8 protein-coding genes are annotated in these 16300 nt (G+C 73.5%); 7 read left to right on the forward strand and 1 reads right to left on the reverse strand.

Going from position 1 to position 16300, the window contains the following annotated elements; all coding sequences use genetic code 11:
- The first annotated feature begins 153 nt into the window (after positions 1-153).
- From ACFZBB_RS03775 to ACFZBB_RS03790, 4 genes are all read left to right on the forward strand, one after another.
- Positions 154-1434, forward strand: coding sequence for an ABC transporter permease subunit (locus ACFZBB_RS03775; protein WP_391117381.1), 1281 nt, complete (start codon positions 154-156; stop codon positions 1432-1434).
- A complete protein-coding gene (locus ACFZBB_RS03780) occupies positions 1431-2375 on the forward strand; it encodes an ABC transporter permease subunit (RefSeq protein WP_391117383.1) in 945 nt (314 codons plus the stop codon). Before ACFZBB_RS03775 ends, ACFZBB_RS03780 begins: the two co-directional genes overlap by 4 nt.
- A gap of 145 nt (positions 2376-2520) precedes the next feature.
- The gene (locus ACFZBB_RS03785) at positions 2521-3531 is read left to right on the forward strand and encodes a class I SAM-dependent methyltransferase (protein WP_391117385.1); all 1011 of its coding nucleotides are present in this window, start codon (positions 2521-2523) and stop codon (positions 3529-3531) included.
- A 101-nt stretch (positions 3532-3632) separates the two neighbouring features.
- Entirely contained in the window at positions 3633-5945 is a 2313-nt protein-coding gene (locus ACFZBB_RS03790) for a CDP-glycerol glycerophosphotransferase family protein (RefSeq protein ID WP_391117387.1), read from the forward strand.
- A 145-nt stretch (positions 5946-6090) separates the two neighbouring features.
- On the opposite strand, the gene ACFZBB_RS03795 is transcribed toward ACFZBB_RS03790, so the two are convergent.
- Positions 6091-8382 (reverse strand): CDP-glycerol glycerophosphotransferase family protein, encoded by a 2292-nt coding sequence (locus tag ACFZBB_RS03795; protein WP_391117389.1) that lies wholly within the window; start codon positions 8380-8382, stop codon positions 6091-6093.
- 225 nt (positions 8383-8607) lie between these two features.
- Here ACFZBB_RS03795 and ACFZBB_RS03800 point away from each other — a divergent pair, with 225 nt between their 5' ends.
- The 3 genes from ACFZBB_RS03800 (at position 8608) to ACFZBB_RS03810 (ending at position 16265) form a co-directional block, all read left to right on the forward strand.
- Positions 8608-12300, forward strand: coding sequence for a CDP-glycerol glycerophosphotransferase family protein (locus ACFZBB_RS03800; protein WP_391117391.1), 3693 nt, complete (start codon positions 8608-8610; stop codon positions 12298-12300).
- Positions 12301-12404: 104 nt separating this feature from the next.
- Positions 12405-14015, forward strand: a complete 1611-nt coding sequence (locus ACFZBB_RS03805) for a hypothetical protein (RefSeq protein ID WP_391117393.1) — start codon at positions 12405-12407, stop codon at positions 14013-14015.
- 279 nt (positions 14016-14294) lie between these two features.
- Positions 14295-16265 (forward strand): protein kinase, encoded by a 1971-nt coding sequence (locus ACFZBB_RS03810; RefSeq protein WP_391117395.1) that lies wholly within the window; start codon positions 14295-14297, stop codon positions 16263-16265.
- Positions 16266-16300: the final 35 nt, after the last annotated feature.

A 16300-nucleotide genomic window follows, 5' to 3' on the forward strand; every position in this document is an offset into this window, starting at 1 on the left:
GCCGCCGTGGGGGCGGGCCGCGGCGGGGGGGCCCCCGGGGGGCGCCCCCCCCCGGGGGGGGGGGGGGGGGGCCCCCCGGGGGGGGGGGCCCCCCCGCCGCCCGGCCCTCTGCCCGGCCCGCCCGCCAAGGGACCGGGCCGCCGCAGGAGCCTGATGGGCACCCGTCCCTGGGTGGCCGCGCTCTTCCTGCTGCCCGCCCTGCTCCTGCTGGGCGCGCTCGTGGTGTACCCGATCGTCTACACCGTCCAGCGCAGCCTCTTCGACGCCGACGGCAGTGCCTTCGTCGGTCTGAAGAACTTCGGCACGGTCTTCACCGACCACGGCATCCTCACCGCCGTGCGCAACAACGCGATCTGGGTGGTGGTCGCGCCGACCGTGGCGACCGCCCTCGGTCTGGTCTTCGCCGTGCTCACCGAACGGGTGCGCTGGAGCACGGCGTTCAAGCTGGTCATCTTCATGCCGATGGCCATCTCGATGCTGGCGGCCGGGATCATCTTCCGGCTGGTGTACGAGCAGGACCCGGGGCGCGGCGTCGCGAACGCCGTGGTGGTCGCGGTCCATGACACGTTCACCGACAACGCGGCCTATCCGGGCGCCCGGCCGCGTCCCGGCGGCGATCTCGCGCCGAGCGCGGGCGGCTCCTTCACCACCAAGTCCGCGGCCCAGCAGGGCAGCCCCGCGGATCTGCCGCTGATCGGCATCCCGCAGAACAAGCTGCCCTCGAACGCCGTGGACGCCAAGCCCGCGCCGTCGCAGCCGGATTCGGTGACCGGCACCGTATGGCTGGACTTCAGGCCCGGCGGCACCGGGAAGCCCGGTGTGATCGATCCGGGCGAGAAGGCGCTGTCCGGTGTGAAGGTGCAGGCGGTCAAGGACGGCAAGGTGGTGGCGACGGCGAAGTCCGGGAAGGACGGCACGTACAAGCTGCCCGCGTCCGCCGCCGGGGCCCAACTGCGGCTGCCCGCCTCGAACTTCTCCGGCAAGTACAACGGCGTCAACTGGCTCGGCCCGAATCTGATCACGCCGTCGATCATCGGCAGCTACATCTGGATGTGGGCGGGCTTCGCGATGGTGCTGATCGCGGCCGGTCTGGCCGGGGTGCCGCGGGAGCTGATGGAACAGGCGCGGGTGGACGGCGCCAACGAGTGGCAGGTGTTCCGCCGGATCACCGTGCCGCTGCTGGCCCCGGTCCTGGTGGTCGTCACGGTCACGCTGATGATCAATGTGCTGAAGATCTTCGACCTCGTGTACATCATCGCGCCCGGCAGCACCCAGTCGGACGCGAACGTCCTGGCCCTCCAGCTCTATCTGTCGTCCTTCGGCGGCGGTGACAACCAGGGGGTCGGCAGCGCGATCGGTGTGATCCTGCTGCTGCTGGTCCTGCCGGTCATGATCTTCAACATCCGGCGGCTGCGCAGGGAGGGACGGCGATGAGCGCGGAATCGGCCGCCATGGCGGGCGGTCCTGAGACGGGCGGCCAGGCGGCGAAGAGCGATGCGGTGCCCGATGCCGCGCCGAGGCCGAAGGAGAGTGTGGCCGCGCGGATCGCGGCCCGCGCGAGCGGCGGCCTGGTGCGGGTCTTCCTGCTGGTGGTGGCGCTGTTCTGGCTGATGCCGACGATCGGGCTGCTGCTGTCGTCGCTGCGCACGCCGAGCGACATCTCGGCCAGCGGCTGGTGGAAGGTCTTCACCTCGCCGTCGGAACTGACGGTCTCCAACTACCGCACGCTGCTGGACAATCACGCGATCACCGACTCGCTGGTGAACACCGCGCTGATCACCGTGCCCGCGACGCTGCTGGTCGTGGTGATCGGCTCGCTCGCCGGTTACGCCTTCGCCTGGATGGAGTTCCCGGGCCGCGACTGGTGGTTCATCGCCGTGGTGGCGATGCTGGTGGTGCCGGTGCAGGTGGCGCTGATCCCGGTCGCGCGGCTCTTCGGCGACATCGGGATCTTCGGTGACATCTCCGGTGTGGTGCTCTTCCACACCGCGTTCGGACTGCCCTTCGCCATCTTCCTGCTCCGCAACTTCTTCGCGGAGATCCCGCGCGAGCTGCTGGAGGCCGCGCGGCTGGACGGCGCGGGCGAGATCCGGCTGTTCGTGCGGGTGGTCATGCCGCTGGGCGGCCCGGCCATCGCGTCACTGGGCATCTTCCAGTTCCTGTGGGTGTGGAACGACATGCTGGTCGCGCTGATCTTCGCCAACAGCGACGCGCAGCCGATCACGGTCGCCCTCCAGCAGCAGGTACGGCAGTTCGGCAACAACATCGACATCCTGGCGCCCGGCGCCTTCGTGTCGATGGTGGTCCCGCTGGTGGTCTTCTTCGCCTTCCAGCGGCAGTTCGTGTCCGGTGTGATGGCGGGCGCCGTCAAGTAGCCGTCCAGCAGCCGTCGAGGAGCCGGCCGGGGAGCCACCAGGGAGCGGCGCACGCGCGGGGCGGCGGAATATTCGGTACGAAACGGGGGGCGTCGGGCGCTTTACACTGACGCCCCCCACACCCGTACCGAACGGACATCCCCCCATGACCCTCACCTCCGCCGAGGACCGGCTTCCCGCGCCCACCGAACTGGCCCAGGTCGAGGGCTGGTTCTTCCCCGTCGACCAGGTCCTCTTCGACTGGTTCCTGACCCGGCAGCTCAGCCGTACCGAGTCCGGCGACCTGCTGGAGGTGGGCGCCTATCTCGGCAAGAGCGCCATCTTCATGGGGAGTTACCTGCGCGAGGGCGACACCTTCACCGTCTGCGACCTGTTCGACGCCCCGGCCGAGGACATCGCCAACTCCGCCGAGATGAAGAAGTCGTACCCGACCTTGACCCGTCACTCGTTCGAGGCCAATTACCTCTCCTTCCACGACGAGCTGCCCGAGGTCGTCCAGGGCCTGTCCTCGACGGTCAGGGACCGGGTCCAGCCGGTGTCGTGCCGGTTCGCGCACATCGACGCCTCGCACCTGTACGAGCACGTGCACGCCGACATCGAGACCTCGCGCGAGCTGCTGCACCCGCACGGCGTGGTGGCGCTGGACGACTACCGCTCGGCGCACTGTCCCGGCGTGGCCGCCGCCGTCTGGCAGGCGGTCACCTCCGGCGGGCTGCACGCGATCTGCGTGACCGAGAGCAAGATGTACGCCACCTGGGGGGATCCGGCCGAGATCCGCGCGGAGCTGCTGGCGTACGTGTCGGGCCGGGCCGACCTGTGGCACGAGGTGCAGACGGTGGCGGGCGCGCCGCTGCTGCGGGTCAAGGGCGACCGGGACCGTACGGTGTCGCCGTCGCAGCCGCCGTCCCGGCACGCGCCCGCCGCCGCACAGGCCCCTGACCAGGCCGCGGCGCAGGCCGCGACGCACGCCGAATCCGCCGCCGCGCGGACCGCGGAGCCCGCCGGGCGGCCCGAGTCGCAGGCCCCGACGGCCGCCTCCCCCGCCGCCCCCGCGCCGCGCCGCTCCCGGGCGCGCCGTCTGTTGGTCAACGTCCTGCCGCCGATCATCACCAAAGCACTTGTACGGATCCGCGACTCGCGACGCGCCGGAGCGTAACCAGCGGCGCGGCCACGCGTTCCCTGGATATAACGGGCACTCCGCGCGAAAGCCATGGGCGCCCGTGCGCCCCTCGCCCCCGTGTCGAACCTGGATGTGCTGTGCCCCGCTTCAGCGTCGTCGTCCCCGTCTACCAGGTGCAGGCGTATCTGCACGCCTGTCTGAAATCCGTGCTCGACCAGTCCTTCGCCGATGTCGAACTGATCGTCGTGGACGACTGCTCCCCCGACGGCAGCGGCGCCATCGCCGACTCGTTCGCGGCCAGGGACGCCCGCGTCGAGGTGCTGCACCTGCCGGAGAACATCGGCCTCGGCCGGGCCCGCAACGCGGGTCTCGCCCGCGCCACCGGCGACTACGTCCTGTTCCTCGACTCCGACGACACCATGGTCCCCGGCTCGCTGGAGGCCGTCGCCGCCCGGATCGAGCGGACCGGCGAGCCGGACGTGCTGGTCTTCGACTACGCCCGCACGTACTGGAACGGCGACGTCCACCGCAATCAGTTCGCGGCGATCCTCAGCGAGACCGGCCCCGAGGTCTGCACGCTGGACGACCGGCCCGAGCTGCTGCGGCTGATCATGGTGGCCTGGAACAAGGCGTACCGCCGCGACTTCATCGAGAAGTCCGACATCGCCTTCCCCTCGGGCTACTACGAGGACACCCCGTGGACGTACCCGGTGCTGATGGCCGCCGGGTCGATCGCGCTGCTCGACCGGGTCTGCGTGCACTACCGGCAGCGGCGCGGCAGCGGCATCCTGCACACCACCAGCCGGCGGCACTTCGACATCTTCAAGCAGTACGACCTGCTGTTCGCGTTCCTCGACAGCCACCCGGAGCTGGAGCGGTGGCGGCCGGTGCTCTTCCGCCGGATACTGGATCACCTCACCACCGTCTTCAACTTCCCCGACCGGCTGCCGAATTCGTCGCGCCCCGAGTACTTCCGCCGCTGCCGTGCCCAGTACCGGCGGCTGCGGCCGAGCGGTTTCCGGGCCAGTCCCACCGGCCGCAGCGGGGTGCGGTACCTGCTGGTCGCGCTGGGCGCACGGCGCACCTTCCAGGCGCTCGGCCGGGCGCACCGGCTGCGGCTGCGCGCCGCCCAGCGGGCGAGGGCGCTGTACGGCAGGCTGCGGACGACGGCGCTGCACGCGCACTACCGGGTGCAGCGGCGGCGCGCGCTCGACCCGGACCTGGCGGTGTTCTCCGCGTACTGGGACCGCGGCTACTCCTGCAATCCGGCGGCCGTCGAGGAGCGGCTGCGGGAACTGGCACCGCACATGCGGACCGCGTGGGTGACCACCGCGGAGCACGCGCACACCCTGCCGCCGGGCGTACGGCGTCTGGAGCCGGGCTCCGCCGCCTACTGGACGGCGCTGGCCCGCGCCTCGTACCTGGTCAGCAACGTCAACTTCCACCGCAGGTACGCCAAGCGGCCCGGCCAGATCAATGTGCAGACCCACCACGGCACGCCGCTCAAGCACATGGGCATCGACCTCCAGGAGCACCCGGCAGCCGCGGGCACCACCGACTTCGAGCGGATGCTGCGGCACGTCGACCGCTGGGACTACAGCCTCTCGGCGAGCCGCCACTCCACGCTGGTCTGGGAGCGCGCCTACCCGTCGGGCTTCACGGCCCTGGAGTACGGCCAGCCGCGCACCGACATCTTCCACCGGGCCACCGCGCGCGACGTACTGCGGCTGCGCGACGAACTCGGCATCCCGCGCGAGAGCACCGCCTTCCTCTACGCGCCCACGCACCGCGACTACCAGCGCGGCTACCGGCCCGCGCTCGACCTGGCGCGGATGGCCGACGCGCTCGGTCCCGACGTGGTGCTGCTGCGCCGGACCCACCACTTCTACCCGCCGGGCGACCCGCGCGACGGTCTGGACGACCGGGCCCCGCACCCGCGGGTCATCGACGTGTCAGGGCACCCGTCGGCGGAGGAGCTGTGCCTGGCCTCGGACGGCCTGATCACCGACTACTCGTCGCTGATGTTCGACTACGCGGGCCTCGACCGGCCGATCGTGCTGCACGCCGCGGACTGGGAGACCTACCGGGCCACCCGCGGCGCGTACTTCGACATCACCGCGCACCCGCCGGGTCTGGTGGCGCGCAGCGAGGGCGAGTTGACCGACATCCTCGCCACGGGGGCCTGGCGCGGCCCGCGTTCGGCCGAACTGCGGGCCGTCTTCCGGCGCCGGTTCTGTCCCTACGACGACGGGCTCGCCGCCGAACGCGTCGTGCGCCGGGTGTTCCTGCGCGAGGACGGCGGGCTGCCGCCCGTGATCCCGCCGGAGGACCGGCACCTGGCCCCGCCGCCGTCCCGCGCCCGCGCGCTGGCCCCGCTCGCGGCGGACGCCTCCGATCCGTCCGGGCCGCCGCCGCTGGAGCCCTCGGGGCCCGACCCGCGCAGCGTGTAGCGGCCCCAAGGGCCCCGGCGGCGCGGGCGGTTCACCCGGTCGGGCCGCTCACGCGGGCCGGGCGGTTCACGCCATCGGCCGGCTCCAGCGGCTCCCGCGCTTCCCGCGCCTCAGGCGAGCGGCCGGCTCCCGCGGCTCCAGCGGCTCAGCCGAGCGGGACCGCCGGGCGCTCCCCCGCGGGTCCCGCCGTCGGGTCCGCGTCCCGCGCGCCGGCCGGGGCCGGGGCGGGACGGCGGTCCTGGAGCGGGCGGTACGGCAGCAGCGAGGGCTCGCCGAGCAGCACCCGGCGCACCACGCGCTCGGCGGCGAGCCCGTCGTCGTACGCGCAGAACCGCTGCCGGAAGGCGGCCCGCAGCGCCGCCGCCTCGGGGCCGCGCCAGGCCCCCGAACGGAAGGCGCGGGCCAGTCCCGCCTCGTCGCCCGCCACCACGCCCGGCGTCTCGCCGTGCCGCCCGGACAGCAGGTCGAAGTAGACGCCGCGGGCGGCGCGGTACGCCTCCCAGTCGGCGGCGTGCACGACGATCGGCCGGTCGAGGTTGGCGTAGTCGAACATCAGCGAGGAGAAGTCGCAGAGCAACGCGTCGGAGGCGAGGCTCAGTTCCTCGACGGACGGGTGCTGCGAGACGTCCATGATGGTGCCCGCCGCGTGCAGCGCCTCGAGCGCGTCGTTCTGCCCGTAGAAGTAGTGGGCGCGGACCATCAGCGTGTAGCCGGGGCCGAGTTCGCGGCAGAGCCGTTCCAGGTCGAGCGGAACGACGAAGGTCCGTTGGTAGTCGCGGTGGGTGGGCGCGTAGAGGATCGCGGTGGTGCCGGGTGCCAGGCCCAGGCTCTCGCGGGCGCGGCGGACCTCGTCGGCGCCCGCGGTGTGGAACACGTCGTTGCGCGGGTAGCCGCTGGGCAGCGTCTCGTAGCCGCTGGGGTAGACCCGCTCCCAGACCTCGGCGGAGTGCTGGTTGGCGGCCAGCGAGAAGTCCCACTGGTCGGCGTGGTCGAGCAGGCGGCCGAAGCTCATGCCCTTGCCGACGGCCGGGCGGGCGCGCAGGTCCATGCCCATGTGCTTGAGCGGTGTGCCGTGGTGGGTCTGGAGGTAGACCTGCTCGGGGCGCTTGGCGACCTGGCCGGTGAAGTTGGCGTTGTTCACCAGGTATTTGGCGCGGGCCAGCACGTCCCAGTAGCGGCGGGAGTTGACCACGACGTGGTCGACGCCGGGCGGCATCGCCTCGCGGTCATTCTTGTTGACCACCCACACCCCGCGCAGGTGCGGGGCGATCTCCTGGGCCTTGTAGTAGACGGCCGCGGGGTTGCAGGACACCCCGCGGTTCCAATAGGCCGCGTAGACCACGAGGTTGGGGTCGACCGGGCGGCGCAGCCGCAGCCGGTAGTAGCGCTGATAGGCCGCGCGGCCCAGCGCGTTCTTGCGTGCCCTCATCCGGCGGGCCAGCTTGCGCGTCCACGCCTGGCCGCCGAGCGCCGCGCGGTAGCGGCCGTAACTGCCGGTGCCCGCGGCCCGCAGCCAGCGGCCCTCGTTGCTGTCGGGCGCGGTCCAGCCGGCGGGCCGATAGCGGCCCAGCAGCCGTCCCGCGCGCCGGACGTACTCCGGCCGGGCGTCGGGCGTCAGCGGCGAGTCGTCCTCGCCGACGGCCGCGAGCAGGACGGCCATCCGCCCGTACAGCGCGGCGCGTTGCTCCCGCTTGCGGTCCTCGGCCTCGTCGCCGCCGTCGATCTCGGCGAACAGCGCCTCGTACCGGTCGAGTACGGCCAGGTGGTGGCGGCCGGGCGTGGTGCCGACGCTGATCCCGCGCCGCTTGCGCCAGCGCACGCCGACCCGGTCCAGGCACGCGATGCCGGAGGCGGCGAGCAGGACGCGGGAGGCGACGGCGACGTCCTCGTACGCGCCCTCGCCGAAGCGGAAGCCGCGCTCCTCCCAGAAGGCGCGGCGCAGCAGCCGGTTCCAGACCGCGGGGTAGGTGCCCAGGCATTCGGGGCGGTCGGACGCGGTGAAGACGGAGTCGCCCGCCTCGCCGAGGAAGTCGGCGTCGTCGCTCTCCTGGATGTTCTCCCAGACGGTGAAGCGCTCGTGGTCGAAGAGCAGCACATCGGGGTCGCCGGTGGCGCGCAGCCGGGCGTCCGCGGCGGCCAGCGTGCCGGGCGTCATCAGGTCGTCGGCGTCCAGGAAGAGCAGGTAGTCGCCGGTCGCGAGGGCCGCGCCCGCGTCGCGCGCCGGTCCCGTGCCGCCGGTGCGGTCCAGCCGCAGCGGCTTGACCCGCGGGTCCGCGGCGGCGAATTCGGCGATGATCGCGCCGCTCGCGTCCGGTGAGGCGTCGTCGACGGCGACGACCTCGACGTCGGTGAAGGACTGCCCGAGCACCGACTCCAGACAGGCGCGCAGGAAGCCCTGTGCGCGGTGGACGGGGACGACGACGCTGATTCGGGGCATGACCATCCTGGACAGATCGAGACGTACCGGTACGGGATAGCGTCCGAGCGTACCAACCGGACACCCTGCGGCGGTTCACCCTTTCGCTCGTTCGGCTCACTCGCGGTGACCGGAAGGCCCTTCGACGAGTTGAAGGAACGGCATTCGCATGCCGTCGTGCATGTGCCGTCGCGCGCGTGCCGTCATCCGTATGCCGTCGCCGTCCCGGAAGGACCGTTGCCCGCCATGACGCCCCGCCTCACTGTCGTCGTCCCCGTCTACAACGTGGAGCAGTATCTGGAGGAGTGCCTGCGGTCGATCGCGGCGCAGACCTTCACCGACCTCGATGTGGTGATGGTCGACGACGGATCGACGGACTCGGGCCCTGAACTGGCCCAGGCGTTCGCCGACCGCGACCCGCGCTTCCGGCTGGTCGCGCAGCCCAACGGCGGCCTCGGCCACGCCCGCAACACCGGGGCGCGGAACGCGGCGCCGCAGACGTCGTACCTGACCTTCGTGGACAGCGACGACGTGCTGCCGCCGCGCGCGTACGAGAGGCTGGTCGGCCTGCTCGACCAGTCGGGCTCCGACTTCGCGACCGGCAACGTCTACCGGCTCACCACGCAGGGCCGCAGCCAGGCGTGGCAGCACCGGGGCATGGACAAGACCGTGCGGCGCACGCACATCACCCGTGACCTGGGCCTGCTGTCCGACCGCGTGGCGTGGAACAAGGTCTTCCGCCGCTCCTTCTGGGACAAGCACCAACTGGCCTTCCCCGAGGGCGTGCTGTACGAGGACACGCCGCTGACCATCCCGGCGCACTTCCTCGCCGACGCCGTGGACGTGCTGCACGAGCACGTCTACTACTGGCGGATCCGCGAGGGCTCGATCACCCGCCGCCGCACCGACGTCAAGGGCGTACGCGACCGGATCGCGGCCGTCGACGGGGTCTCGCGGTTCCTGGCCGACCCGGCCAACACCCGCTGGAGCAAGTACAAGCGGGACTACGACCGGTCGGTGCTCACCGACGACCTGCTGTACTTCATCGAGGCCCTGCCGATGGCGGGACCGGAATACCACCAGGTCTTCCTCGACCGCGTCCGCGACTACCTCGGCCGCGTCGACCCGACGCTCTTCCCCGCGCTGCCCGCCGAGCTGCGCATCCGCTGGGAGCTGATCAGGGAAGGGCGGCTGGCGGACCTGCTGGAGGTGCTTGCGCACGAACAGCACGGCGGGCGCACCGTGTTCGACATCGCGGGGCCGCCGCTGCGCAAGCGCGCGGTGGTCGTGCGCGGCGACGGCTCGCCCGTCCCGCTGCCGCGCGCGGTGACCGCCATCGGCACGAAGGACCTGCCGGTCGTCGCCCGGCTCAGCGAACTGGACTGGCGCGACGGCAAGTTGATCCTCCGGGGCCACGCGTATGTGCGCAATGTGGACGCGGGCGCGCGCCGCACCTCGCTCAAGACGGCAGTGCTGATGTCCGGGCGCCGCAAGCTGCTGCTGCCGGTGCGTACCGTGCGGGTCCCCGAAGTGACCGACGGCGGACCGCAGGAGCGGCACTCGTACGACTGGTCCGGCTTCGAGATCACCGTCGACCCCAAGCGGCTGCGGGGCAAGGAGGGCTGGACGGCCGGGCAGTGGCGGCTCGGGATCGTCGTGGCGGCGGGCTCGGTGGTCCGCCCGGCGGCGCCGCGCGCCGACGACGCGGGTGCCGGGTCCTCGCCCGTCCCCTTCCCGCTGGACGACGACACCCGGCTCGTGCCCTGGTACAAGGACGGCCGGCTGCACCTGTCGGTCGAGCCGGTCACCCGCCGGATCACCGGTCACCGGGCGGACGGCGACGGCGCGGTCGTCTTCGAGATCGCCGTCCGCGACCGCAAGCCCCCGGTCGCGCTGCGGGCCGCGCAGCAGACGACGGGCGCGGCCTTCGACTACCCGCTGACCGTCGACGCGGAGAGCACCGGCATCGACGGCTGGACGCGGCTGACGGCGCGCCTGGTCCTCGCCGACCTCGCGGGGGCGCGGCCCGACGTCGAGGGGCTGCCCAAGGAGGTCGCTCCGGAGACGGCCGCGGCCTGGTCGTTCGAGGCGGTCTTCGCCGACGGCGGCACCGCGCGGATCGCCGCCGACCGGCCGCTGCCGCAGGGGCGTTACGACCTCGGCGGCGACGCGCTGCTGGCCGGGGCCCGGCGCGAGCTGGTCGTCGACGCCACCGCGGCGGGCAATCTGCTGCTGCGCGACCGTACGCCCCAGCCGCTGGCCACCCATGTGGCGCGCGCCACCAACGGCACCCTCCTGGTCACCGGTGAACTCCCCGCCGACACCCCGCCCCCGGCCCGGCTGGTCCTGCGGCACGGCACGTACGCGGCCGAGGTCGGCGTCGAGGTGACGCTGGCGGCCAAGGGCGCGGACTCCGCTGCCGCCGAGGCGGCGGCGGGGGCCGTGGGGGCGGCGGGCGCCGTGGGGGCTGCGGGCGCCGCTACGGCAACGGGGGACGACGCCCCGGTCGGGGCGGAGGGAGCCACGGGGCGGGGCCCGGTCGGCCCCGTACGCCGGTTCAGCGCCGCGCTGGACGTGTCGGCGCTGCCGCACGCCGGGCGCTGGTATCTGCACCTGCGGGCGGCGGACGGCGGCGACGCCCCGGTGCGGATCGCGCGGGAGGCGTTCGCCGAGCTGCCGCTGCGGCTCCCGGCGGCGCCGGGCGCGCGGCCGGTGACGGTCGACCGGCGGTTCCACGACCACCTGTTCGTGGCGGCCGGATCGCCCGTGCCCGCGGCGGACCGCGGCCCGTACCGGCAGCGGATGCTGCGCGAGCGGCGCTATCCGGTGCTGCTGCGCCGCCCGTTGACCGACACCGTCCTCTACAGCAGCTTCGACGGCCGCGACTGCGCGGACTCGCCGCGCGCCGTCCACGACGAACTGGTGCGCAGGGGCGTCCCGTTCGACCATGTGTGGGTGGTGCGCGACCACACCGTGGCGGTGCCCGCGACCGCCCGCGCGGTGCTGCGCGGCAGCGACGAGTGGTACGAGGCGCTGGCCCGCAGCCGCCATGTGGTGACCAACACGCATCTGCCCGCGTGGTTCCGCCGCCGCGAGGGCCAGCGGGTCGTCCAGACCTGGCACGGCGCGCCCGTGAAGCGGATCGGCCAGGACCTGGCGGGCACGCTGTGCGCCGACCTCACCCACATGTGGCCGCAACCGAGCCTCGGCCACCAGTGGAGCGTGCTGCTCTCCCCCAACTCGCAGAGCACCCCGGCCCTGCGCCGCGCCCTCGACTTCGACGGCGAGGTCGCCGAGACCGGGCTGCCCCGCACCGACCTGCTCAGCGGCGAGGACCGCGACAAGGTGCGCGAGGAGGTACGGGCCAGGCTCGGCCTGCCGCCCGGGCGCACGGTCGTGCTGTACGCGCCGACGGTCCGCGACGACGAGGCGTACGACGCCGAGCACGCCCGGCTGCACCTGCCGCTCGACCTGGCGGCGATGGCGGCGGAGCTGACCACCAGCCATGTGCTGCTGGTCCGCTCGCACCCGCTGGTCGCCGACACCCTCCCGGCGGTGCCCGGCGGCTTCGTGCGGGACGTCTCCGCCCACCCCGACCTCGCGGAGCTGCTGCTCGTCGCCGACGTGCTGGTCACCGACTACTCCTCGGTGCTCGCCGACTTCGCGGTCACCGGCCGCCCGGTGCTGCTGTTCACGCCCGACCTGCCGCACTACCGCGACACGCTGCGCGGCTTCACCTTCGACTACGAGGCCCAGGCGCCGGGGCCGCTGCTGCGCACCACGGACGAGCTGACCGCCGCGCTGCGCGACCCGGAGGCCGCCGTCCGGGGCCGCGCCGACGCCTACACGGCCTTCCGCGCCGCCTTCTGCCACCTGGACGACGGAGGTGCCGCCGCCCGCGTGGCGGACCTGATGCTGGCTGACCCCCTGACACCCTGACCGAACCGCCGCCGGAACACGGAGTTTGTCATGACATCGAGCCAATTGGTCCCCGCCGCACACCCACCGCGGCCGCACGACCGCGCCCTCCTCAAGGCCGTGCCTTGCCGTCACTGACGACCGGAGAGGTCACCGCGGGCGACGGCGCGGGCGACGAGCCGGGGGCCGGTACGGCCGACGGCGCCGCGGTCGCGGCCGGGCGGGCCGGTCTGCCCGCCCGGCTGCTGGAGCGGGCGCGGGCCTGGCGGGTGACGCCGTACGCCGTCGTCGGGACGCTCTTCTGGCTGGTGGTCGCCGCGGTGGCCTGGCGTACGCCGATCGCCTCGGACTTCGGGCAGCACGCCTCGGCGGTGGAGCGGGTCAAGGCCGACTGGCGGCACCCGGCCAATCCGCTGCTCGACCTGCCGGGCGCCGGCAGCCCGTACTTCTCGCCGTACATCGTGGCGCTCGGCCTGATCGCGCGGGCCACCGGCGCCGCCGGGCGGGAGGTCGTGCGCTGGTGCGGCCCGGTGAATCTCGCGGTGCTGGTCACCGGCGTCGGCGTGTACGCGCGGACGCTGAGCAGACGACCGATGGCGCCGGTCTACGCGCTGCTGGCCTTCACCCTGCTGTGGGGCGTGCAGGGCAAGGAGTGGAGCGGCTTTTGCGGGGTGTGGTCGCTGACCCGCGGCGCCTCGTACCCGAGCGCCTTCGCGGTCGGCGTCACCTTCCACCTGTGGGCGCTCACCGACCGGCTGGCGCGCCGCCGTACCACCGGCTGGGCCGGTTACGCCCTGCTGGGCGTGGCCTGCGGGCTGCTGCTCCTCATCCACCCGATCACCGCGCTGGCCGCGGCCGTCGGGATCGTGGCGGTACTGACAGCCCGGCAGCGCGGCTGGTCGCGGCGGGTGACGGCCCGCTGGCTGCTGGCGGGCGCGCTCGCGCTGCTGGTGGCCGTGGCGTGGCCGTACTACGACGTGTTCTCGCTGGCCGGTGACACCACGGTCGACGCGGTGCACAAGCGGCTCTACATCCACCCCTGGCAGTGGTACGGGCTGGCGCTCGTCGGCCTGCCGCCGCTGCTACTGCGCGCCCGGCGCCGCGTCCGCGACCCGCTGGTCCTGATGTTCGCCGCCTTCTGCCTGATCGTCGCCTACGGGTGGGTGAGCGGGCACTACACCTACGGGCGGGTCTTCGCGCTGCTGCTCGTGCCGCCGCAGTTCGCGCTCGCCGTGGAACTGGCCTCGATCCCGCCGTGGACCCGGCTGCGCGCGGTGCTCGCGCCCCTGGCCGCCGTCGCGCTCTGCTTCGGCGTGGCCGCGCAGATCGGCGCCGTCGTACCGCAGCGCTTCCTGCCGGTGACCGTCGACCACCCGGTGCGCTGGCCGGGGTACGGCTGGGCCGCGGACCGCATGCCCGCCGACGCGGTGGTCCTCACCGACGGGTACTACGCCACGCACGTCCTGCCCGCCTACGGCTTCTTCCTGGTCGCCCCCACCTGGCCCGACCCGTCCACCCCGGCCGCCGAACGCGACCGCAGATTCGCCGCCGTGCGCACGTATCTGGACCCGAAGTCGACGGCGGCGCAGCGCGCCGCAGTCCAACGGCGGTACGGGGTCGGCTGGTTGCTGCTGACCAAATATCAGAAGGTGCCGTCGGGCGGGACCTTGGTGGCGACGGGAACCAGGACGGGTGACCGGCTCGTGCGGCTGGCGCCGGCGCCGGGCGAGTCGTGAGGCGGATACGGGGCGCGGTCCGAGGCTGTTCTCGCGTCCGGCCCGGGGCCGTCCTCGGTGGGTGATGTCACCGAACGGCACCGAGGCGTCGGCGGGTTCGATACGACGTCCGTGCCTCGTACACACCCCCGGTAGCATCGTGCCTCGTTCGCCTACCGGGGGGTGCCTGAAATCTCCAGTCACGACAGCAGTTCGAGCGGTGGCCCGGTGCCGGGTGCGGGTGCGGGTCCGGTGCCGGGTGCGGGTCCGGGTTCTGATCAGGGTCAGGGCGGGAGTCCGTTGCAGGCGTTGGAGCCGCAGGACCCGCGCGAGGTGGCCGGTTACCGGCTGCTGGCCCGGATCGGCGAGGGCGGGATGGGGTCGGTCTACCTCTCGCACACCCGCGGCGGACAGCCGGTCGCGCTGAAGGTGATCCGGCGCGAATACGCGCAGGACGAGGAGTTCAGGCGGCGCTTCCAGCAGGAGGTGCAGTCCGCGCGCCGGGTCCAGGGTTACCACGTGGTGCCGGTCGTCGACCACGACACGACCGGCAACCAGCCCTGGCTGGCGACCAGTTACATTCCGGGGCTGCCGCTGGACGACGCGCTCGCCCGGTACGGGGCGCTGCCGGTGGCCACCGCGCTGCAACTGGTCGGCTGCGCGGCGGAGGCGCTGCGCGCGGTGCACGCGGCGGGCGTCATCCACCGCGACCTCAAGCCCAGCAATGTGCTGCTCGGCGCGGGCGGCCCCTGGGTGATCGACTTCGGCATCGCGCGCGCGGCGGACTCCACGCAGCTCACCCGCAGCGGCGGCCTGATCGGCACCCCGCAGTACATGTCGCCCGAGCACGCCAACGGGCACGAACTCACCCCGGCCACCGACCTGTTCTCGCTCGGCCTGATCGCCGCGGTCGCCGCCACCGGACGGCACCCGTACGGCACGGCGGGCGCGATCACGCTCGCCACGCAGATAGCCAACACCGCCGTCCGGCCGCCCGACCTGTCCGGTTACCCCGACGAGCTGCGGACCGTCCTGGAGCGCTGCCTGACCGCGGACCCGGCGGCCCGGCCCACCCCCGCGGAGCTGGCCGAGCTGTGCGAGCGCGGCGCGGGCCGCCCGCTGCGGGACTTCAGCGGCTGGCTGCCGCAGCCGCTCGCGGCCGAGATAGCCCGGCGGGAGGCCGCCGCGGCCCTGCCGCCGGCCCCGGCACCGCCTGCCGCGCCCGCCGCGCCGCCGCACATACCGGCGCCCGCCGTACCGCCCGCGATGCCGCAGGGGGCGCCGCGGGTCGCACCGCCCGCCGGGACGGGTGCCGCGCCCTCCGGCCCGTACGCGCCGGGCCCGTACGCGCCGGGTCCGTACGCGTCAGGCCCGTACACCTCGGGCATGTTCGGGCCGACGAATGTGGACGGCCCCGCGACCGGCGCCCACGGAGCCACCGGCCACGGCGACGGGAGCGGTCCCGAGAGCGGTCGCGGAAACGGGCACGGGCGCGGTCCCGGAAACGGGCACGAGGGGCACGACGGGAGCGGGAGCGGGCACGACGGGCAGAGCCGGGTACCCAGCGGCCGGATGCAGAAGGTGATGGCCATCGGCGGCAGCGTCCTGGCCGTGATCCTCGCGGTGACGCTCACCTACGCCTTCACCCACTCCGACGGCAAGAGCGACGACAAGCGCGCGCAGGGCAAGTCACCGCTCGGCGGCGGCCCCGGCACCTCCACCTCCCAGTCCCCCGCTGCCGCTCCGACCACCGGCCCCGCGAGCACCGCCCCGACCGGCTCCCCCGGCGGCTCCTCGGCCGACCCGGGGACGCCCGGCGGCGGTCAGCCGCAAGTCCTCTTCCAGGACCGCAAGTTCACCATCCGCTCGCCCGCCTGGAACCACGGCACGCATGTGGACCTGGACAGCGCGAGGGTCGAGCCGAACGGCCAGATCGGCGACACCGACGGCTACGAGATCGAGTACCAGGACTGGGCCGGCGGCAGCATGCGGTTCCTCACCACCTTCGGCCGGGCCGACGGCACCGACTACCAGGCGTGCAGGAACGGGGTCGGCGCCGACGCGCTGTCCGGCGAGATCTACCGGGACGACCTCGCCAAGGACACGTACATCTCCAAGGGCACGGTGCTGTGCACGGTGACCTCGGAGGGCAATCTGGCCATGCTGAAGGTCACCGCCGTCACGCCGTCCGGCAACATGATGACCGACCCGATGCCGACGTACTCCACGCTGCTGACGGTGTGGAAGATGCCGGACGCGCCCACGCCGTAGCGCGGTTGGGCCCGGCGGGCGGCACTTGCGCACAA

It is taken from the genome of Streptomyces sp. NPDC008139, from assembly GCF_042957025.1.
Lineage (GTDB): Bacteria > Actinomycetota > Actinomycetes > Streptomycetales > Streptomycetaceae > Actinacidiphila.

Bases quoted from the DNA above. Each gene is read 5' to 3' on its own strand.
- ACFZBB_RS03775 (WP_391117381.1), top strand. From the start codon at position 154: ATGGGCACCCGTCCCTGGGTGGCCGCGCTCTTCCTGCTGCCCGCCCTG.
- ACFZBB_RS03780 (WP_391117383.1), top strand. From the start codon at position 1,431: ATGAGCGCGGAATCGGCCGCCATGGCGGGCGGTCCTGAGACGGGCGGC.
- ACFZBB_RS03785 (WP_391117385.1), top strand. From the start codon at position 2,521: ATGACCCTCACCTCCGCCGAGGACCGGCTTCCCGCGCCCACCGAACTG.
- ACFZBB_RS03795 (WP_391117389.1), bottom strand. From the start codon at position 8,382: ATGCCCCGAATCAGCGTCGTCGTCCCCGTCCACCGCGCACAGGGCTTC.
- ACFZBB_RS03800 (WP_391117391.1), top strand. From the start codon at position 8,608: ATGACGCCCCGCCTCACTGTCGTCGTCCCCGTCTACAACGTGGAGCAG.